This is a genomic window from Mycobacterium sp. 852002-53434_SCH5985345 (assembly GCF_001667155.1).
In the GTDB taxonomy this organism is placed as follows: domain Bacteria; phylum Actinomycetota; class Actinomycetes; order Mycobacteriales; family Mycobacteriaceae; genus Mycobacterium.
This window is the reverse complement of sequence record NZ_LZIE01000007.1, coordinates 118,947-139,723: the sequence shown is the minus strand read 5'-3', so window position 1 is coordinate 139,723 and position 20,777 is coordinate 118,947. Positions and strand designations below refer to the sequence as shown.

19 protein-coding genes are annotated in these 20,777 nt (G+C 68.1%); 15 read left to right on the top strand and 4 right to left on the bottom strand.

All coding sequences use genetic code 11. From position 1 onward, the window contains the following. Nucleotides 1-141 precede the first annotated feature (141 nt). The 6 genes from rpsM (at nt 142) to truA (ending at nt 4,209) form a co-directional block, all read left to right on the top strand. Entirely contained in the window at nt 142-516 is a 375-nt protein-coding gene (rpsM, locus tag A5756_RS01450; RefSeq protein WP_007167900.1) for a 30S ribosomal protein S13, read from the top strand. A 6-nt stretch (nt 517-522) separates the two neighbouring features. Continuing rightward, nucleotides 523-939, top strand: coding sequence for a 30S ribosomal protein S11 (rpsK, locus tag A5756_RS01445; RefSeq protein ID WP_066945725.1), 417 nt, complete (start codon nt 523-525; stop codon nt 937-939). Between the two features lie 8 nt (nt 940-947). Further along, a complete protein-coding gene (gene rpsD / locus A5756_RS01440; RefSeq protein WP_066945719.1) occupies nt 948-1,553 on the top strand; it encodes a 30S ribosomal protein S4 in 606 nt (201 codons plus the stop codon). 75 nt (nt 1,554-1,628) lie between these two features. Then, nucleotides 1,629-2,672: a DNA-directed RNA polymerase subunit alpha gene (locus tag A5756_RS01435; RefSeq protein WP_066945716.1), complete on the top strand. Its 1,044-nt coding sequence runs from the start codon at nt 1,629-1,631 to the stop codon at nt 2,670-2,672. A 60-nt stretch (nt 2,673-2,732) separates the two neighbouring features. Beyond that, nucleotides 2,733-3,371, top strand: coding sequence for a 50S ribosomal protein L17 (gene rplQ, locus A5756_RS01430; protein ID WP_066945713.1), 639 nt, complete (start codon nt 2,733-2,735; stop codon nt 3,369-3,371). Beyond that, nucleotides 3,358-4,209: a tRNA pseudouridine(38-40) synthase TruA gene (gene truA, locus A5756_RS01425; RefSeq protein WP_232005303.1), complete on the top strand. Its 852-nt coding sequence runs from the start codon at nt 3,358-3,360 to the stop codon at nt 4,207-4,209. The genes rplQ and truA overlap by 14 nt, the downstream gene beginning before the upstream one ends. Here truA and A5756_RS01420 read toward each other — a convergent pair. After that, a complete protein-coding gene (locus A5756_RS01420; RefSeq protein ID WP_066945968.1) occupies nt 4,206-4,826 on the bottom strand; it encodes a cutinase family protein in 621 nt (206 codons plus the stop codon). The two genes, truA and A5756_RS01420, sit on opposite strands and share 4 nt — an antisense overlap. Nucleotides 4,827-4,883: 57 nt before the next feature. Beyond that, nucleotides 4,884-5,738 carry a cutinase family protein gene (locus A5756_RS01415; protein WP_066945710.1) on the bottom strand — a complete coding sequence of 285 codons (855 nt, stop codon included), beginning with the start codon at nt 5,736-5,738 and terminating at the stop codon, nt 4,884-4,886. Nucleotides 5,739-5,858: 120 nt separating this feature from the next. On the opposite strand from A5756_RS01415, the gene eccB reads away from it, so the two are divergent. Continuing rightward, the gene (eccB, locus tag A5756_RS01410; protein ID WP_066945707.1) at nt 5,859-7,226 is read left to right on the top strand and encodes a type VII secretion protein EccB; all 1,368 of its coding nucleotides are present in this window, start codon (nt 5,859-5,861) and stop codon (nt 7,224-7,226) included. Here the strand turns inward: eccB and mycP are convergent. After that, a complete protein-coding gene (gene mycP / locus A5756_RS01405; RefSeq protein ID WP_066945704.1) occupies nt 7,191-8,483 on the bottom strand; it encodes a type VII secretion-associated serine protease mycosin in 1,293 nt (430 codons plus the stop codon). The two genes, eccB and mycP, sit on opposite strands and share 36 nt — an antisense overlap. Beyond that, complete coding sequence (gene eccD / locus A5756_RS01400; RefSeq protein ID WP_232005300.1) at nt 8,480-9,874, bottom strand: type VII secretion integral membrane protein EccD; 1,395 nt, start codon at nt 9,872-9,874, stop codon at nt 8,480-8,482. The genes mycP and eccD overlap by 4 nt, the downstream gene beginning before the upstream one ends. Nucleotides 9,875-9,999: 125 nt before the next feature. Between eccD and eccCa the strand changes: the two genes are divergently transcribed. The 8 genes from eccCa (at nt 10,000) to A5756_RS01360 (ending at nt 20,775) form a co-directional block, all read left to right on the top strand. Then, entirely contained in the window at nt 10,000-13,686 is a 3,687-nt protein-coding gene (eccCa, locus tag A5756_RS01395) for a type VII secretion protein EccCa (protein WP_066945701.1), read from the top strand. Next, nucleotides 13,683-14,915 (top strand): type VII secretion-associated protein, encoded by a 1,233-nt coding sequence (locus A5756_RS01390; protein WP_066945958.1) that lies wholly within the window; start codon nt 13,683-13,685, stop codon nt 14,913-14,915. The genes eccCa and A5756_RS01390 overlap by 4 nt, the downstream gene beginning before the upstream one ends. 49 nt (nt 14,916-14,964) lie before the next feature. Next, on the top strand, nt 14,965-15,282 hold the full coding sequence (locus A5756_RS01385; RefSeq protein WP_066945961.1) for a WXG100 family type VII secretion target: 318 nt from the start codon (nt 14,965-14,967) through the stop codon (nt 15,280-15,282). A 15-nt stretch (nt 15,283-15,297) separates the two neighbouring features. Continuing rightward, on the top strand, nt 15,298-15,594 hold the full coding sequence (locus tag A5756_RS01380) for a WXG100 family type VII secretion target (RefSeq protein WP_066945698.1): 297 nt from the start codon (nt 15,298-15,300) through the stop codon (nt 15,592-15,594). A gap of 219 nt (nt 15,595-15,813) precedes the next feature. Then, nucleotides 15,814-16,257, top strand: a complete 444-nt coding sequence (gene rplM / locus A5756_RS01375; protein ID WP_066945695.1) for a 50S ribosomal protein L13 — start codon at nt 15,814-15,816, stop codon at nt 16,255-16,257. A 17-nt stretch (nt 16,258-16,274) separates the two neighbouring features. Next, nucleotides 16,275-16,742, top strand: a complete 468-nt coding sequence (gene rpsI, locus A5756_RS01370) for a 30S ribosomal protein S9 (RefSeq protein ID WP_369817388.1) — start codon at nt 16,275-16,277, stop codon at nt 16,740-16,742. 149 nt (nt 16,743-16,891) lie between these two features. Further along, nucleotides 16,892-18,229, top strand: coding sequence for a phosphoglucosamine mutase (gene glmM, locus A5756_RS01365; RefSeq protein WP_066945689.1), 1,338 nt, complete (start codon nt 16,892-16,894; stop codon nt 18,227-18,229). A gap of 206 nt (nt 18,230-18,435) precedes the next feature. Then, nucleotides 18,436-20,775: a hypothetical protein gene (locus A5756_RS01360; protein ID WP_066945686.1), complete on the top strand. Its 2,340-nt coding sequence runs from the start codon at nt 18,436-18,438 to the stop codon at nt 20,773-20,775. Nucleotides 20,776-20,777: the final 2 nt, after the last annotated feature.

The window sequence follows — 20,777 nt, the reverse complement described above, 5'->3', positions numbered from 1 at the left end:
ATGCAGACCTCCCAGCACCACTGAACGGCTGGCATATCTAGATATGGGCCAGTTCACCCACGCCCGGACGGAGGCCGGGCCCCGCGAAGCGGGAACGGGCTGGGAAAAGACCTCCGCCGAGAAAAAGAGGAAACGCCACCTATGGCTCGACTAGTAGGCGTCGATCTGCCGCGCGACAAGCGGATGGAGATCGCGCTGACTTACATCTTCGGCGTCGGCCGTACCCGGTCGAACGAGATCCTGGCAGCTACGGGGATCGACAAGGACCTGCGCACCAGGGATCTGACCGACGACCAGCTGACCCACTTGCGTGACTACATCGAAGCGAACCTCAAGGTCGAGGGTGACCTGCGCCGCGAGGTGCAGGCCGACATTCGCCGCAAGATCGAGATCGGCTGCTACCAGGGCCTGCGACACCGCCGCGGCCTGCCGGTGCGCGGCCAGCGGACCAAGACCAATGCGCGCACCCGCAAGGGCCCCAAGCGCACCATCGCAGGCAAGAAGAAGGCCAGGTAATCGCCCATGCCACCAGCCAAGAAGGCATCCTCTGCGCCCAAGAAGGGGCAGAAGACCCGCAAGCGGGAAAAGAAGAACATCCCGCACGGTGCCGCGCACATCAAGAGCACGTTCAACAACACGATCGTGAGCATCACCGACCCGCAGGGCAACGTCATCGCCTGGGCATCGTCGGGTCACGTCGGCTTCAAGGGTTCGCGGAAGTCGACCCCGTTCGCCGCGCAGCTCGCCGCCGAGAACGCCGCACGCAAGGCGCAGGAGCACGGCGTGCGCAAGGTCGATGTGTTCGTGAAGGGCCCGGGCTCGGGCCGCGAGACGGCGATCCGGTCGCTGCAGGCGGCGGGCCTGGAGGTCGGCGCGATCTCCGACGTCACCCCGCAGCCGCACAACGGCTGCCGTCCGCCGAAGCGCAGAAGGGTCTAGGAGAAATCATGGCACGTTACACCGGACCCATCACCCGCAAATCGCGCCGGCTGCGCACCGACCTCGTCGGCGGCGACCAGGCGTTCGAGAAGCGCCCCTACCCGCCCGGCCAGCACGGCCGCGCGCGGATCAAGGAGAGCGAGTACCTGCAGCAGCTGCAGGAGAAGCAGAAGGCCCGCTTCACCTACGGCGTCATGGAGAAGCAGTTCCGCCGCTACTACGAAGAGGCCACCCGCCAGTCTGGCAAGACGGGTGAGGAGCTGCTCAAGATCCTGGAAAGCCGGCTGGACAACGTCGTGTACCGCGCCGGGCTGGCCCGCACGCGCCGGATGGCCCGCCAGCTGGTCAGCCACGGCCACTTCAGCGTCAACGGCGTGCACGTCAACGTCCCCAGCTACCGGGTGTCGCAGTACGACATCATCGACGTGCGGGACGGCTCGCTGAACACGGTGCCGTTCCAGATCGCGCGGGAGACGGCGGGCGACCGCCCGATTCCGAGCTGGCTTCAGGTGGTGGGGGAGCGTCAGCGCATCCTCATCCACCAGCTGCCCGAGCGGGCGCAGATCGACGTGCCGCTCGCCGAGCAGCTGATCGTCGAGTTCTACTCGAAGTAACGGACTTTCGAGCCGCCCGGCTCGGAAACCTAACGGCATCAAATAGCGGGTGCCGAGAAGGAGAAGAAGAAACAAATGCTGATTTCTCAGCGACCCACATTGTCGGAGGAAGTCCTCACCGACAGCCGCTCGCAGTTCGTCATCGAGCCCCTGGAGCCCGGATTCGGTTACACCCTGGGCAATTCGCTGCGCCGGACGCTGCTGTCGTCGATTCCCGGCGCGGCCGTCACCAGCATTCGCATCGATGGTGTGCTGCACGAATTCACCACCGTCGCCGGGGTGAAGGAAGACGTCACCGCGATCATCCTGAACCTCAAGGGACTGGTGGTGTCCTCCGAGGAGGACGAGCCGGTCACCATGTACCTACGCAAGCAGGGTCCGGGCGCTGTCACCGCGGGTGACATCGTCCCGCCGGCCGGTGTCACGGTGCACAACCCCGACATGCACATCGCGACGCTGAACGACAAGGGCAAGCTCGAGGTCGAGCTCGTCGTCGAGCGTGGCCGCGGTTACGTCCCGGCGGTGCAGAACCGGGCCTCCGGCGCCGAAATCGGCCGCATCCCGGTCGATTCCATCTACTCGCCGGTGCTCAAGGTGACCTACAAGGTCGACGCCACCCGTGTCGAGCAGCGCACCGACTTCGACAAGCTGATCCTCGACGTCGAGACCAAGAACTCGATCACCCCGCGCGACGCGCTGGCGTCGGCCGGTAAGACGCTGGTCGAATTGTTCGGCCTGGCACGCGAACTCAACGTCGAGGCCGAGGGCATCGAGATCGGGCCGTCGCCGGCCGAGGCCGACCATATCGCCTCGTTCGCGCTGCCGATCGACGACCTGGACCTGACCGTGCGGTCGTACAACTGCCTCAAGCGCGAGGGCGTGCACACCGTCGGCGAGCTGGTGAGTCGCACCGAGTCCGACCTGCTCGACATCCGCAACTTCGGTCAGAAGTCGATCGACGAGGTGAAGGTCAAGCTGCACCAGCTGGGCCTGTCGCTCAAGGACAGCCCGCCGAGCTTCGACCCGTCGCAGGTCGCCGGCTACGACGTGGCCACGGGCACCTGGTCCACCGAGGGCGCCTACGACGACCAGGACTACGCGGAAACCGAACAGCTGTAATAGAAGTCCGTCCCGGCCCTACCTGATACGGGGGTCGGCCCCCGATGAGGAGATAGTGCAATGCCCAAGCCCACCAAGGGCCCCCGCCTCGGCGGATCGTCTTCGCACCAGAAGGCCCTGCTGGCCAACCTGGCGACGTCGTTGTTCGAGCACAACCAGATCAAGACGACCGAGCCGAAGGCGCGCGCGCTGCGTCCGTACGCGGAGAAGCTGATCACGCACGCGAAAAAGGGCACGCTGCACAACCGTCGCGAGGTGCTCAAGAAGATCCGCGACAAGGACGTCGTGCACAAGCTGTTCGACGAGATCGGGCCGTTCTTCGCCGACCGCAACGGCGGCTACACCCGCATCATCAAGGTGGAGCCGCGCAAGGGCGACAACGCCCCGATGGCGGTGATCCAGCTGGTGCTGGAGAAGACGGTGACGTCGGAGGCCGACCGGGCACGCCGGGTGAAGGCGACCAAGAAGTCGGACGCGCCCGTGGCGGCAGCGGCGGCGCCTCAGGCGGCGGTCGAGCCTGAGGAGGCCGTCGGCCCGACGGCCGAAGAGGTGACCGAGCCGGCCGAGACCACCGAGTCCTCCGAGTCCGGCGAGACCACCGAAGCCCAGGCCAAGGCCGAGGAGAAGGCCGACAAGGCCGTTGCCGCGAGGGCCGAGGCCGAGAAGGCCGCCGAGGCCGACGAGGCTGACGAGAGTTAACGACGCCGTCCGTCTGCGGCTCGACATCGCCTACGACGGAACGGAATTCGCTGGCTGGGCACCTCAGTCCGGCCAGCGCACCGTCGCCGGAGTGCTCGACGAGGCGCTGACGACGGTCTTCCGTGCGCCCATGCGGCTGCGGGCGGCCGGGCGCACCGACACCGGGGTGCACGCCACCGGTCAGGTTGCGCACGTCGACGTGCCGCCGGCCGCGCTGCCGCACGCCTACCCGCGCTCGTCGCGCGTCGGGGAAACGGAATTCGAGCCCCTGGTGCGCCGGCTCGGGCGGTTCCTGCCCACCGATGTCCGGGTGCTCGACATCGCCCGCGCCCCAGCGGGTTTCGATGCCCGGTTCTCGGCGCTGCGACGCCATTACGTCTACCGGCTGTCGACGGCGCCCTACGGGGTGGAGCCGCAGCAGGCCCGCTATGTCACCGCGTGGCCGCGCCCCCTGGATGTGGACGCGATGACCGCTGTGTCGCGAGACCTGCTGGGGCTGCACGACTTTGCCGGGTTCTGCCGTCATCGGCCCAACGCCACCACGATCCGCGACCTGCAGCGCCTGGACTGGTCGCGCGACGGTGACCTGATCACCGCGTATGTCAGCGCCGACGCGTTCTGCTGGCAGATGGTGCGCTCGCTGGTCGGGGCGCTACTGGCCGTGGGCGAGCACCGGCGCCCGGTGTCGTGGTGTCGTGAATTGCTCACCGCCGCAAGTCGTTCCAGTGACTACGCGGCCGCGCCGGCGCACGGGCTGACGCTGGTCCGCGTCGACTATCCGCCCGATGACCAGCTGGAGGCGCGCAACCTGGTCACCCGGGACCTGCGCACCCGTTAAACCTTGGCCGCGACGAAACTGGCCGCCTGGTTGGTCAATCCGGGCACATAGCTCAGGTGGGACGCCCACCGGCTTCCGCCCGAGCAGATCGGGTCGCCGGGATTGCACAGGTCGATGGTCTTGCCGGCGAATTCCGGGGTCAGGGCGTTCATCAGCCCGCCCGCCCGGCTCGACGGATTCCCGAACAGGGCGACGGCGGCGACGTGATCGGCGGCCGCGGCCGGCAGCGGCTGGCGAAAGCCCAGGCCGGGCATCGGTGCGGCCGTGACGATGTCGACGACGGCGGCGCCCTGCGAGTAGCCACCGAGCACCAACTTGGTGTTGGGGCAGTTGCCCGCCATCTGCTGGATATGGTTGCTGGCGTCGTTGGCGCCGTCCGCGGCGGCCAGGAAGTCCTTGTTTGCCGGGTAGTTCACCCCATATGAGCCAACGCTTTTGCCGGTCTGCTGGCGCAGCGAGTTCACGAACGCCCCGCCGACCTTGCCGACGCCCGGTGGTTCGTCGGTTCCGCGGGCGAACACCACCTCAACGCCGGGGCACGAGGCGAAGGCCTGCGGAAGCAGTTGGGGAGCAACCACTATCGCGGCGCCGGCGAGCAGCCCGGCGCCCAGCGTCAATGGAATGAGCCGCACCCCACGATGTTAGGGGCGCGTTGATCTCGCGCCGGTAACGATTCAGACGAGAGGTGCTTGCGGAGTCACCGTGGTCGGCGCGGCCGGCGACGGCGTCGGACCGGTTCCGCCGTGGATCGAGGGCGGCGACCCGGGCGGGGTCTGCTGCCCGTAGACCGGCGACGGCGTGGCACCGGGCTGGTTCGGAACCGGGCCCAGCGGCGGCCCGAACGCGGGGTTCGACTGACCGGCGGCGGCCAACTTTTGGGCGACGAACGCCGCGGCCTGGGTGGTGTAGACGGGGACGTAGCCCTCGGTGTGCCCGCTCCACTCGTTACCGGGGCCGGCGTGGCAGATCGGGTCGTTGGGGTTGCAGTAGTCCTGCGCCTTGGAACCCAGCAGCGTGCTCTGCGTGGGCAGCGTGCCGCCGGCGCGGTCGGCCACGTCACCGAAGGTGACGACGGCGGCGATGTTGTCCGCGTATTGCGCCGGGAGCTTGTTGCCCCAGCTGATGCCGCCGATCGGGACGCCGGCGACGATGTCCATCACCGACGCGCCCTGCGAGTAGCCGCCCAGCACGATCTTGGTGTTGGGGCAGGTTTCCACGCTCTTCTTGACGCGGTCGATGGTGTCGTTAGCGCCGTCCCCGCCGTGTAGCTGCAGCTTGCTGGCCGCGTAGTTCACCCCGTAGGGCAGGATGTTCAGGCCGGTCTGCTGGCGCAGCGAGTCGACCAGGGCGTCACCGACGCGGCCCAGCCCGGCCGGCTCGTTGGTGCCGCGCGCGAAGATGACCTCGACGTCCGGACAGTCGAAAGCGGAGGCTGTCGGCGCCGCGGCGGGGGACAAGAGCAGGCCGGCGGAGGTAACCACTGCAGAAACCCCCGGACCCACCCAGCGACCTAACCGGTGGGAAAACACGCCGTAACTTTACCTACCCTAAGCACGGTTCGAAAGTTCGCTGACCTGTGGATCAATTAAGCGCCCCCGCTGACGGGCGATTTAGCGTATGCGCAACGACTACGCAGGTTGGGGGAATCAGTGCAGCGTGAGCCCACCACGTGGCTGCACGTCAGCGGCTACCGATTCCTGCTGCGTCGCGTCGAGTGCGCGTTGCTGGGCGGGAACATCCACACCCTCAGCGCCGGCTCGCGTACGCAGACGGCGGCGCTGACGATCGGGTGCGTGCTGGCGGCGGTCGCCGTCGCGGGGGCTGCGCTCCTTGCTTTGCTGCGGCCACGGGCGGCGCTCGACAGCGCCCAACTGGTGATGGGGCAAGAATCCGGGGCGCTGTACGTACGGGTGGGCGATACCTGGCACCCCGTCATGAACCTGGCGTCGGCGCGGTTGATCGCGGCAGTGGCGGCGAATCCCCGGCCGGTGCCCGAAGCGGACTTGGCCCGGGCCAAACGCGGCCCGCTGCTGGGTATCCCGGGTGCGCCGCATTCCATCGGTGATCCGTTGTCGGCGGACGAAGCGGCCTGGACGATCTGCGACGCCGACGGCGCCGGCACGACGACGGTTGTTGTGGGCCGCACCGACGACGCGGCGGCCGGGCGACTGGGTTCCGGGCAGGCCGCACTGGTCGCGCCAGCCTCGGGTTCGCCGGCCTACCTGCTCTACGACGGGAAGCGGGCCGTGGTGGACGTCGCCGACGTCGGGGTCGTGCGCGCGCTTCGGCTGGAAGGCCGCAAACCGCGACGCGTCTCCGCGGCGTTGCTGAACGCCATCCCCGAGGCCCCATCGATCAGGACACCCCTTATCCGAGGCGCCGGCGACAAGGCGTCCGCGCTACCCGGTTTCGCGGTGGGCAGCGTGGTGCGCATCACACGGTCTGGGGGTGACGAGTATTACGCGGTGGTCGCTGCCGGGGTTCAGCGGATCGGACAGGTGGCCGCCGACCTCCTGCGCTCCAGCAATTCCGAGGGCACCGCTAACGCCGTCACGGTGGCGCCCGATGCGATTCGCGCCGCTCCGATCGTCGATGTGCTGCCGGTCGCCGGCTTCCCCGACCGGGCCCCCACCCTGTCGGACGGCAGCGCTTTGTGCGTCTCGTGGCAACCGGCGCCACCCGGCCGATCGGGCGTCACGTTTCTGACCGGCGCTCGGCTGCCGATACCGGCCGGTCAGGCACCCGTGACGTTGTCCCAGGCCGACGGCCCCGGCCCCGCACTGGACGCGGTGTACATGCCGCCCGGCCGAAACGCCTATGTGCGAGTCGGTACGCGGTACCTGGTCACCGACAGCGGGGTGCGGTTCGCGATCCACGACGACGACGCCGCACATGATCTCGGGCTACCGGCGGCTAACCCGGCGCCGTGGCCCGTACTGGGGGCCCTTCCGGCCGGGCCGGAACTGAGCAGAGAGAAGGCGTCAATCGGCCGTGACGTTGTCGCGGGGGTGCCGTAGTCGCCCCCTGGCCACACCGGCGGCCAGCGCAACCCCCAGCGCGGCGAGGCACAGCGCGACGCCGCGCAACGCGGTGTTCCGCGCGTGTGCGTTCTGCGGCGCGGGTGGCGGCGGCGCGGCGATCGTCGCGGGGGCAGGCCTCGATACGGTCCCGGGTGGACCGGCATCGGTGCTGATTGCCGCCAGCGCGTCGATCGCGCCGTTGCCCACGAGCGGGTCCCAACCGGAGGGCGGGTGATGGGCTGTGGACTCGATGCGCTGCATCACTTGCCGCGCGGTCAACACCGGGAACCGCGCCCGGATCAGCGCGGCCAGCCCACTGACCACTGGCGCGGCATAACTGGTGCCGGACACCGGTTCCGAGCCGAGCGGCGTCACCGCCTCGCCGGGCGCCGCTACGTCCACCCAGGGGCCTGCGAGGGTGAAGTCCGACGGCGCCCCTTCAGGATCCACCGAACCGACGGTCAGCACGAAGTCGTCGTACCACGCCGGGCTGACCGCAACCGTGGCCGTCTCCCAGGTGGCGTCTGAGCGCTGGGGAGGGCAATGCGCAGCTCCGCCGGCGTTGCCGGCCGCGGCCACGATGACGGCGTTTTTGACATCGACGGCGTAGGCCAGCGCGGCGCCCAGTGCGCGATCGTCGAGCGCCGACGCGACCGGAACGCAGGCCACCGAGGAGATGTTGATCACCGAGGCGCCGAGATCGGCGGCAGTGCGGACGGCCTTCGCCATGGTGTCGACGTCACCGACGCCCCCACGGGACCGGTCATCGGCGGGGGAGAACTTAGCGCTGGACTGGCGAATGCTGATCACGGTGGCTCCGGGGGCAACGCCAGCCGAACCCGAATCCGCTGTGGCAGCGATGATTCCGGCGACCAGAGTGCCGTGCGCATCACAATCCTGGGTCCCGTCGCCCCCGGACACATAATCCCCGCCCGGCACCACATCGGATAGCAGGGGATGCCGCGAGACACCGGTGTCGATGACCGCGACCCGTTGGCCGGTGCCGCGGGTGAGCTGCCAGACCCGCGACAGATCGAGGAGGTTAGCGAGCCGGTCAGGCGCCGATCCCGTCGTCAACTTCGCGCAAACCTCGCGTTGCACCGTCGGCCGCGTGGGTGCGGGCCGTGCGGGCTTCGGTAACCACCTGTCGTCGACCTGAGGCGGCGGAACCGCTTGGGCCACTGGCAGCCCCAGCACCGTCAGCCACGCCAGCGCAGACACCGGCAGGAGGCGGACGACGCGCGACGTCCTCACTTGAGGTTCAATTCCCGGACTGCGCCATAGAGTCCGCATATCCAGCACGCCAACGGGACCAACGCGACCAGTGCCAGCCACTCCAACGCATCGAAGCTGCGGCGAACGATCGGCGAAAACGACATCGTCGGAGCGGCGAAACCGAGGTAAAGCGCCGCGGCGCTCAGCGTCGCCGCAGCGGCGGCGACCCACGGCCCGTGGCCAGTTGTGCCCATGGCGGCCACACCGAAAGTCGTCCCCACCACCGCCATTCCCGCGATGGCGAACGTTTGCATCCTTATGCCGGCACCGGACCGCGCACGTAAGAGCAGCAAAGCGCCGGTGAGAGTGCCGAATGCCATGCAGGACAGGCGCGATGCGCCGGCCAGCACGGTCACGACCGCACCGACGGCCGCCGATGCCGAGAATCCGGCAAGCAGGCTCGACAACCGCGCATCGGCGCGGCGCGCCTGCACCGTCAGGCGAGCCACGCTTGCTTGGCCCTCGTCCATGTCCGATGGCGGCAACAGCTGGGGCGATAACCCCGCCAACACGATCGAAACCCGCGCCGAGGCCCCAAGCAGGCCGAGTGACACCAGCGCCGAGCCCGCGCCGAGGGCGCGCGGCGGGGCCGCGGTGATCAGCCCCACCAGTGCGGCCACGGCGACCACCGTCGTGACGCACGATACGGCGGTCAATGCGACCACTCCGCAACCCGATGCCCGCATCGCCAAAACGCAAGTCATGGTCGCCGCTGTCGCGGCCAGCAAGACATTGCAGACGCCAGGGCGGCCGGGTACCGCCAGAAAACCGGCGAGCGCCGCAAACGCGGTGGCCATCGCGTTCAGCGCCAGCCCGGCGACCGCATTCCGATAGGCCCGGTGCACAACCACAGCGGACAGCAGCGCAACCAGGCCCGTGCCCGCCGCCACGCCCACCGTCATGTTGATCGCGTGGTCGGGGTTGCCGCTGAGCGCATTTCGGATGAGCGCCAGCACGCCGATGGCGATCGAGCAGCTCGCCGCGACCGTACCGGTGCGCCGGGCCGCCGGTCGATTCCGGGCATCGGTCCCAGGTTCTGCAGCCGACGCCAGCGCCTCCGTCACGGCCTCCGCGATGTCGTGGTGACGAGTTACGGGTGGCGGGGCGGGCTGCTGGCTCAGTAGCAGAACTGCGCCATCTGCAATGTCGTTCTGCGCCAGCGTCTTCGACGGGTCCAGAGCAGAGTATCCAGGGAGTGAAAGGTGGTAGCGCTTGGCGGTCAGATCTTCGTCGCCGTCACGGACCCTCAGGAGGTCGACGATCGACGGGGTCAGTATGGCGATGGGAATCTCGGCCGGTAGGGACACGTCGGTGGCGGTGGCGCCGGAATGGATTGACACCCGGCGCAGCCCCGGATCGGTCGCAGGCAATGGTGCCCCCTTCAGTCGGATTGCCGCCAAAATAGCCAGGTTTCGGCCGCCGGGTATCTGACTGTCCACAGGTGACTTGTCGTGGCCCTCGGTGCTGCCTACGGTCGCGCGAGGGAGGGGACGAGATGACCCGAGTTTTCGTGCCCGTGGCGCGTTGCCAGCCACCGGCAGTAGCCACCGCTGACCTCCCTGTCGATCCGCCGCCCGCCCCGCCGTCTTCGCCGACACCGGGCCTGCTGCGCATGTTGCCGGCCCTCCTGGCCGTCGCCGGAATGAGTGCGATGGCGGCGGCATTCGGGTCGGGGCTGGGCGGCAACCGTACCCCCATGTTCCTGGGCTTCCCGATCATGATGATGGCCTCGTCGCTGGTGACAGCGATGGCTGTGCGCGGGCGCCGCCAGGGCGGCGGCATCGAAGGCGAACGCCTCCGCTACCTCGGATACCTCAGTCAGCTACGCGCAACCGTCACCGAAACCGCTGAAGCACAGCGTTCCTCGCTGACATGGAGTCACCCCGACCCCGACACGCTGTGGACATTGATCGGCGGCCCCCGAATGTGGGAGCGCCGAGCGACCGACCCCGACTTCTGCCTAGTCCGAGTCGGCACCAGCACCCAGCCGCTGGCCACCCGGCTGGTAGCCCCGCCGACCAGCGAACCTGCCGACCCGGTCACCACCACCGCCCTGCAACGCTTCCTGCGCGCTCATTCCACGATCGTCGGACCGGTCGCGATCGGCTTGCGGGGAATCCCACGTGTGACGATCGACGGCGACGAGACCGCGGCGCGGGGAACGCTGCGGGCGATGATTTGCCAGCTTGCCGTCTTGCACCCTCCCGATCAGTTGCTGATCGTCGCCGCGATCAGCGACCGGAACCGTAGGCACTGGGAGTGGCTGAAATGGTTGCCGCACAACCAACACCCGAGCGCGGCCGACGGGTTGGGCGCCGTGCGGATGGTGTATCGGAATGCGCGGGATGCGCGAAGCGCGCTCACCGGTGTGCGGTCGACGCACGCGGTGGTGATCACCGACCTGGGTGACAGCGTCGCCGAAATCGCGGGTGCGACCGTCGTCGAAGTCGGTAGCGGCCGCGACGGCGCACCGGTGACGATAAGCCCGTTAGGTGAAGATCAGACGCTGACAGAGCCGGACGGGTTGGCCCCCTTGGAGGCGCTGGTGTGTGCCCGCCGGTTGGCGATGTACCGGGCCGGCACGGCCTTTCGCGGCAACAACGCCGCGACTTGGCCGAGCCTGATCGGCATCGACGAGGTGTCCTGCTTCAATCCGGTCGCATTGTGGCACAACCAAGACCACCGCGATCGGCTCCGCGTCCCGATCGGAAGCCGGGCTGATGGCGCGCGGCTGGAGCTAGATATCAAAGAGGCCGCGGAAAACGGCATGGGTCCACACGGGCTCTGCATCGGCGCCACGGGGTCGGGCAAGTCTGAGCTACTGCGCACGATCGCACTGGGGATGATCGCGCGAAACCCGCCCGATGTGCTCAATCTGCTGCTTGTCGACTTCAAGGGCGGAGCAACGTTTCTCGATTACGCCCGGGCACCGCACGTGGCGGCGGTCATCACCAACCTTGCCGACGATGCGCCGCTGGTGGCCCGGATGCGTGACGCCTTGACCGGTGAAATGAACCGTCGGCAAAGGCTTTTGCGCGCGTCGGGCGTGGCCAGCGCCGCGGCGTACGAACGTGCGCGCGGGGACGGCACCGCATCGACGACTCTGCCTACCTTGTTCATCATTGTCGACGAGTTTTCCGAGTTGCTGAGCCAGCATCCGGATTTCGCCGACCTTTTCGTGGCGATCGGACGGCTCGGCCGGTCCTTGGGCATGCATCTGTTGCTGGCTAGCCAACGACTCGACGAGGGTCGGCTGCGCGGGCTGGATGCCCACCTGTCCTATCGGCTCTGCCTGAAAACCCTGTCGGCCGGTGAATCACGCGCGGTGCTGGGAACACTCGATGCCCATCAACTGCCGAATATTCCTGGGGCGGGTTACCTGCGGACGAGCGACGGAGAGCTGACCCGGTTCCACGCCGCATACGTTTCGGGACCGCTGCCGGCCGGTCCGCCGGCCGCGACGCCCGTGTCTGAGCCTTCCGTGCGCGCGTTCGGGACTCAGAGGGTCGGCGAGATCATCCACGCCATCGAGACCGGTGGGGCGTCAGAGCGAACGGCCGTGCACGCGGTCCTGGACCGGTTGTCCGGCCACGGGCCGCCCGCGCACCAAGTCTGGCTGCCACCGCTAGGCCCGGCGCCCGCGCTGCACACCGTGCTTCGCGATGCTCCTCGCGGGTCGGCAGCCCTGACGGTTCCGCTCGGCATCGTCGACCGGCCCTTCGAGCAGTCCCGAACACCGCTGATGGTCGATTTGCGAGGAGCCGCAGGCAATGTGGCGGTCGTCGGCGCGCCGCAGTCGGGCAAGTCGACGGCACTGCGCACGCTGATCACAGCGTTGGCAGCCACACACGACCCGCGGCAGGTGCAGTTCTACTGCCTGGACTTCGGCGGCGGGGCGCTGACGTCGACACGGACAATCCAGCATGTCGGTGCGGTCGCCGGAAGGGCCGAACAGCGACTCGTGGCGCGGATCGTTGCCGAATGTGAGTCGGTTATCCGTTCACGGGAGGCCATCTTCAGTGTCCACGGGATTGGGTCGATGGCGGAATACCGACAGCTGCGGGCGCAGCGCAAGGCGCCCGACACCGATCCTTTCGGGGACATCTTCCTTCTCGTCGACGGTTGGGCGACTCTACGTGAGCAATTCGCCATACTGGAGTCATCGGTCACCGCCATTGCGACACAGGGTCTTTCGTTCGGCGTGCACGTGGTGGTGTCGGCGTCGCGGTGGGCTGAGGTCAGGCCCGCATTGCGGGACCAAATCGGCACCCGCATCGAGCTGCGATTAGGTGATCCCGCCGATTCCGAGGTGGACCGAAAAGCGGCGCAACACGTGCCCCAGGGCAAACCGGGCCGCGGTCTTTCCAGCGACGGGTCGCACATGATGATGGCCTTACCCCTGGCCGAGATCGGTCCCACCGAATTTCGTGCGCCACCAATACCCGTGCTGCCCAAGGTAGTAGAGCGTGACACCGTCGTGACCCGAGTGGGCGACCGCATCGTCCTGGGCATCGACGAGCATCGGCTGCAGCCGGTGACATGCGAATTCGACCGGCACGCCCATCTTCTCGTGCTCGGCGACAAGGGGTGCGGCAAGACCGCGACATTACGCACACTGTGCCGTGAGTTAGTCCGGACGAAGACCCACGCGCAGGCGAACCTCGTGATCGTCGATTTCCGGCGCTCGCTGCTCGGCGTCGTCGAGACCGAGCATCTCGGGGCGTACGCCATCTCGCCGGGCTCCCTGGCCGGGATGCTGCCAGACCTGCTCGACCTGTTGCGGCGTCGAATGCCCCCGGTCGACGCCACCCCGACCCAGCCGCGAGCCGGGTCGGGGTGGTCTGGGCCCGATATCTACCTTGTCGTCGACGATTACGATCTGGTCGCCGGCCCAGCAGGCAATCCGCTTGCGCCGATTACCGAATATCTGCCGTATGCGACGGATCTGGGGCTGCACCTGCTCATAACGCGGCGCAGCGGTGGGGCGGAGCGCGCGTTATTCGAGCCCTTGCTCGCGGCCGTACGTGATTTCGGTTGCACGACACTGATGATGAGCGGATCTCCCGGCGAGCACGTGCCGTTCGGGTCCGGTCGCCCAGCGCTATTGCCGCCCGGACGCGGTGTTCTGCACACCGGCGCGGGCGACGAACAGCTCGTCCAGGTGGCTTGGAGTGCGCCTTGAACGCACATCGCATCGTCATCGAAGCAGGGCCAGGCACGGTCCGCCGATTATGTTGCGGGGCAAGCGCGGTCGCCGAGCACGAGAGGTCCGAGATCGTCGGGGCGGCGCTCGGTGCCATAGACGATCGGGTCACGGTGGTGGGCGAGCACCCGGTCGCCGTTGCTTCGCTGTGGCGTGACGCGCTGCGATCGGCGGCTTGTGCGCGCGGCAACGACGTCGTCGTGGTCTATCCATCTTGGTGGTCGTCGTCGCGTGTCGGGATGGTGAGCGCGGCAGCGGCGACCGTGTTCGATCGCGTGCTGGCGCGACCCCGGTCGTGGTTGCTGGCGCGGGCCGCCGGTGCCGATGCGGAATCGACGGTGGTCGTGGAGATCACCGAGCGGATGGTGGTGATCGGTGGCGCCGAAGTCGTGGCCATACCGCGTCGGCCGCAACCGCGTCCTGTCGCCGACGAGGTGGCGGCCACCGTCGCCGGCACGCCCGCGGTCACTGTCCTCATCGACACGCCTGGGGCCGTGGCCGGGGCGGCGACCCTTGCGGCGTCGATCGCTGGTGCCGCGCGCGGCAACGGGCAGACGGTGGTGTGCATCGACGACGCCCGGCTGGCCCGGCTGGCCCGATCGGTCGCGTCCCATCACGACGAGCCGACTGAGTCGCGCGGACCCGGCGATCGTGTCCGATCTCGCGCACGGACACTGAGCGGCCTCGGTGCGGCCGCCATGGTGCTGGCCGCTGCGGCCCCGGCGGTCGTCACCGTGGACCGGCACGCCCCGGTGATTCCGCCGCAGGCGGAAGCCGTGCCGACAAAATTCCTGGTGGAAGGCCGGGTCGCAGTTACGGTGCCCGCGGATTGGCCCACCCAGCGGGTGGTCGCCGGGCCGGGATCGGCGCGGGTGCAGGTCACCTCCCCGTCCGATCCCGAAGTGGCGTTGCACCTCACGCAGTCGCCGGTCGTCGGCGAGACGCTGAGTGGCACGGCCGAGCGGTTGAAACGCGCGATCGACGCCGAGCCCGCAGGTGTGTTTGTCGATTTCAATCCCTCCGGGACCAGCGCCGGCAGGACGGCGGTGACGTACCGCGAGGTCCGCGCCGGCCATCACGTGCGGTGGACGGTGCTGCTGGACGGCCCGGTCCGGATCAGCCTCGGATGCCAGAGCCCGCCCGGGATGGAAGACGCCGTCCGGGTGGCCTGTGAGCAGGCCGTGCGGTCCGCCCACGCCATCGGATGAATCGCGAATCGAGTGGAACCAAATGCGCGTCGTCAGGGTCGAACTCAATATGGCTGCAGCGAACACACTAAACGCCGATTTCGACCTGATGCGGTCCGTTGCGGGCATGACGGACGCCCGCAACGAGGAAATCCGGGCCATGCTGCAAGCGTTCATCGGCCGCGTGAGCGGAGTGCCGCCATCGGTCTGGGGCGGGGCCGCGGCTGGGCGGTTCAAAGACGTGGTGGATCGCTGGAACGCCGAGTCGTTGCGGCTCTATCACGTCCTGCACGCGATCGCCGAGACCATTCGGCACAACGCGGCCAGTCTGCAGGCGGCCGGCCACGACCACGCAAGCCACATCACCGCCGCCGGCGGACAACTCTGACCGAAAGGACCATCCGTGGAATCGGCGCTCTCCTACGACTTCGGCGAAATCGAGTATTCGGTTCGCCAGGAGATCCACACCACATCGGCCCGCTTCAACGCGGCGCTGGATGAACTGAGGTCGCAGATCGCCCCGTTGCAGCAGCTCTGGACCCGTGAGGCTGCGGCCGCCTACCAGGTTGAGCAGCAGAAGTGGCACCAGGCCGCGACCGCCCTCAACGAGATATTGGTAGATCTCGGAAACGCGGTGCGCGATGGCGCGGACCAGGTGGCGGACGCCGATCGGCGGGCGGGCCACGTCTGGGGAGGGTAGCCGCGCCCATAGTCGTCTGTGTGGTCCCGGTGGGGGAGAGCCGTCGGGACCACACAGTCGTTTTGACCTGCGGGGACACCCGTCGGTAAGCTGCTCGGTTGGCGTGCGGTACGCCGGGGCCTCGGGTCAATGTCGGTCGCCGAGATATCCCCACCGCAAACGCCTGACCGGCACCCGGCTCGACCCGGGATCCACCTCGAGAAAGAAAAGGTAAGCGCTGTGCCCACCTACGCGCCAAAGGCGGGTGACACCACGCGGTCGTGGTACGTCATCGACGCCACGGACGTGGTGCTTGGCCGCCTTGCCGTCGCGGCAGCCACCCTGTTGCGCGGCAAGCACAAGCCGACGTTCGCCCCCAATGTCGATGGCGGTGACTTCGTCATCGTCATCAACGCCGACAAGGTCGCCCTGTCCGGCGACAAACTGCAGAACAAGCTGGCTTACCGCCACTCGGGGTATCCCGGCGGCCTGCACTCGCGCACCACTGGCGAGCTGATGGAAAAGCACCCCGACCGCGTCGTCGAGAAGGCGATCGTCGGCATGCTGCCCAAGAACAAGCTCAGCCGTCAGATCCAGCGCAAACTCCACGTCTACGCCGGCCCGGAGCACCCGCACGCCGCTCAGAAGCCGGTTCCGTACGAGATCAAGCAGGTGGCCCAGTGACCGAAACGACCGAGGCCCTGGAAACCACGGCCACCCCGGAAACCCCGGACGTTCCGGCCGAGGCGCCCGCCCCCGCGGCCGCCGAGTCCTTCGTCTTCGACCGGCCCATCCAGACCGTCGGCCGCCGCAAGGAGGCCGTGGTGCGGGTGCGCATGGTCCCCGGCACCGGCAAGTTCGACCTCAACGGCCGCAGCCTGGAGGACTACTTCCCCAACAAGGTGCACCAGCAGCTCATCAAGGCCCCGCTGGTCACGGTCGACCGGGCGGAGAGCTTCGACATCTTCGCCCTGCTGCACGGCGGCGGACCCTCGGGCCAGGCCGGTGCGCTGCGTCTGGGCATCGCCCGGGCGCTGATCGTGGCGCAGCCGGAGGACCGGCCCGCGCTGAAGAAGGCCGGGTTCCTCACCCGTGACCCGCGCGCAACCGAGCGCAAGAAGTACGGCCTGAAGAAGGCCCGCAAGGCGCCTCAGTACAGCAAGCGCTGATCAACCATCACTTTCTGGCCGCAACGGGGCCTCAAACGGGGAAGGCACGCGCTTTCTTCGGCGTGTCTGCGCGCAAACGCGCCCCGTTTCGGTCAGAAAAGAACGGGCACGTTAGGTGCTAAACCGTCGATTGTGAGAGGTTTGTCCGCATGGGCCGACTATTCGGCACCGATGGTGTCCGCGGGGTCGCCAATCGGGAGTTGACCGCCGAGCTGGCGCTGGCGCTGGGCGCCGCCGCCGCTCGGCACCTGGCGAGCTCGGGCGGACCGGGCCGGCGCGTCGCCGTGATCGGGCGCGACCCCCGGGCCAGCGGCGAGATGCTGGAGGCCGCGGTGATCGCCGGGCTGACCAGCCAGGGTGTCGACGCGCTGCGGGTAGGGGTGCTGCCCACCCCGGCGGTGGCCTACCTGACCGGCGCGTATGACGCCGACTTCGGGGTGATGATCTCGGCGTCGCACAACCCGATGCCCGACAACGGCATCAAGATCTTCGGCCCCGGCGGCCGCAAGCTCGACGACGACACCGAGGACCGGATCGAGGCGCTCGTGACGGCGGAACCCGGGCTGCGCCCGGTCGGCGCCGGCATCGGCCGCGTCATCGACGCCGAGGACGCCGCCGACCGCTACCTGCGCCACCTGAGCAAGGCCAGCACGCTGCGGCTCGACGGCCTGACCGTGGTGGTCGACTGCGCGCACGGCGCGGCCTCGTCGGTGGCGCCGCGGGCGTACCGCGCCGCCGGCGCCCGGGTGATCGCGATCAACGCCGACCCCAACGGGCTGAACATCAACGACAACTGCGGCTCCACCCACCTGGACTCGCTGCGCTCGGCGGTCATCGCGCACCGGGCCGACCTCGGCCTGGCCCACGACGGGGACGCCGACCGCTGCCTGGCCATCGACGCCAACGGCGACCTCGTCGACGGCGACGCGATCATGGTCGTGCTCGCGCTGGCGATGCGGGACGCCGGCGAGCTGGCCTCGGACACGCTGGTGGCCACCGTGATGAGCAACCTCGGGCTGCACCTTGCCATGCGCTCCGCCGGGATCACCGTGCGCACCACCGGCGTCGGTGACCGCTACGTCCTCGAGGAACTGCGGGCCGGCGAGTACAGCCTCGGCGGCGAGCAGTCCGGCCACATCGTGATGCCCGCGCTGGGCTCCACCGGGGACGGCATCGTCACCGGGCTGCGCCTGATGAACCGGATGGTGCAGACCGGCTCGTCACTGACCACGCTCGCCGCGCCGATGAAGACGCTGCCGCAGGTGCTGATCAACGTGCGCGTCGCCGACAAGGACGTCGCCGCCGCGGCGCCCGCGGTGCGCACCGCGGTCGGCGACGCCGAGGCCGAACTCGGCGACACCGGCCGAATCCTGTTGCGGCCGTCGGGGACCGAGCCCCTGATCCGGGTCATGGTGGAAGCCCCCGAGGCGGACGTCGCGCAGCGCGTCGCGAATCGGGTGGCCGAGGCGGTCAGCTCCGCGCGCTGACTTGCGGCCGGACTCCGGGTGCATTACCACGCCACCGGCGATCTCGACTGAATTGATCCCCAGGCCTGGGGCAGTAATCTTGTCGCCAGCGCGGAAGGGGTGGGGATGCTCGTCGGTAGCGGTGCGCGGCGAATCGGGGTTCGCTTCGCTGGTCGGCGTGCGCAGAAAGCGGTCGGCCGGCGATCGCGGCGCGGCGTGGAGGTGCGGTGCAGCTGAAGTATCTCACCAAAGGGGAGCTGGTGGCCGGGGCCGGCGGTGATCCGTGGGAGATCAACCGGACCCTGCAGGCGGGCCAGCCGGGGCAGATCTCCAACCTGGCCAACGCCTTTCATGGCGGCGGGCGCTCTACTGCCGAGGCCGACCATGCCTTCGAGCAAGCCCGCAAGCGATTCGAGGCGGCCTGGAATCGCCAGAACGGGGATCACCCGATCAACGCCTCCGCCGAAGTCCAGCGCACGACCCAGGCGCTGGGAGCCCAGTCCGAACAGTTGCCCAAGATCGGCGCCGACCTGGAAAACATCGCCGCCGCGCTGGCCGAGGCGCAGAAAAGCGGCGCCGCAGAGATCGCCACCTTGGAAGGCCAGTTGGAGCACCTCGATCAACTGATCGACCTGGCGATGAAAGATCTCCAGGACCACCCGGACGCGGCGAGCCAGCAGGAGCTGCACACGATCATCAAGATGCTCAAAGCCTCCGCGGTGAGCGACACCAAAGACGCGCTCGACCAGCTGCAGGCAACACGGCACAACTACTCCGACTCGCTACACCAGGCGCAGACCAACCTGGCGAACGACGGGTACGACCCCGGCCACGTCCTCGGTGTCGACGGTCACGAGGCCGAGACGCCCGAGCAAGCCGAACAAGACGTCAAGGGAGCGCTCGGGGGTGATAAAGGGGCCGCCGCCCGCGTGAACGGGGTGCTGAACTCGATCACGCCCGACCAGCGTGCCGGGAAGGTGCCGTTGACCGCCGAGCAGGCGTCGGTGTTGAGCCAGCTGCAAGCTCAAGAGCACGGGATGTCGATCGATGCGCTCAACACCGCCGAGCAACGGCTCGGCGACGAAAAGGGCATGATCGGCAACTCCTGGCAGTTGATGAGCAACCCCAACCTCACGTTCCCCAAGACGCCACTCCAGGTCGGTGCGAAACAGGGGACGGACACGGTCAAAGGCGGGGCCGCGCAGCTGCCGGAAAGTGTTCAGCAGGCGCTGAATTCGTCTGGCCTGGAATACATGCGCCAAACTAACGACATCGCCATCATCGTCAAGGACGGCGACAAGTCCTTCCAGACGAACACCGATCTGGATCGGGCGATGGTCCGCAAGGCCGGGGCCATGATGGACACCCCGCTCTGGCAGCACGACCCGGCCAGCCAGGGCCAAAACGTCGAGCGCGATCCCGCCATGGACCCCACGGTGTCCAACGTGTTATCCGCGATGTCGCCCGATCACCAGGTCGTCCACGACACCATGACCGGCAGCGATCACGACAAGTTCCTGCAGAACCTGACCCATCACGCCTGGAAGGACAACGGCCAGGCGGTCGGTTCGCTGTTCTCCTGGACCGGCGACGCCGCGCAGGGGCCGGAAGCCAAAATCGCCGGTGAAACCGCCCGCGCGTACGCGGATTACGTCGGCCACCATGCGTCCACGGACTTGCTGCATCTCCCGGGCAACCACACCTTGGGGCAAGTGAACCCCAACCTCGTCCAAGCGATGGGCCACGGCCTCGACCCGTACGTCAACAACATCGCCGGAACATCCAATGGACTGCCGGAATTCGGTAAACCGCTCGACAGCACCGGTGACGTCCATTCCGGCGCACTGCCTCTCGCCAAGGGCATCTTCTCGGTGATGGACAGCGACCCCACCGCGGCGCGGGACTTCAACAAGAACGCGTACACCCAGGCGTTGCTGCACGACTCTTCGTTCGCGCTGAATCCGCATCATGACGGTTACAGCGACCAGCTCTACGACGCCGCCACGTTGCGGGGGCTGGTCGATGTCGGGACTCACAATGCCTACGAAGCGAACGAACAAAACGGTTACCACCAACAACTCTCGGAATACGACTCGAAGAAGCTGGCCTACGAAGACAGCGTCCAGGCCGCCAGCACGGTCGGCGGTTGGGTCCCGGGGGTGGGCAAAGTCGCCGGACCCACGATCGGAATGGTCGGGCATAACCTCGAAAACGACATGTTGGGGCCGGCGCCCACAGCGCCGGGCCAAACGCCGATCCAACCCATGGACATCGGGAACGCCGACGAACACATGCTCGATGCGCTGCTCGGGGCAAACCAGCACATCTCGGGATTGCCGCCCGAATATCTTGTCTACGACCATGATCACCCCAATGGGCGAATCGCGACGCTCGACGAGATGCAGGCCAAACATCCCGATCTCACCGCCGGTCAATACAACAATGTGCTCGGCCCCGTCTTGTCTCAGACACTTGAGCTGCCGCCGAATGAGAAGATGTCGCCGGATCAATACATGGTCGATCGCTACAACAACGTCATCGGGGTACCGCAACCCCCTGGGAAGTAATG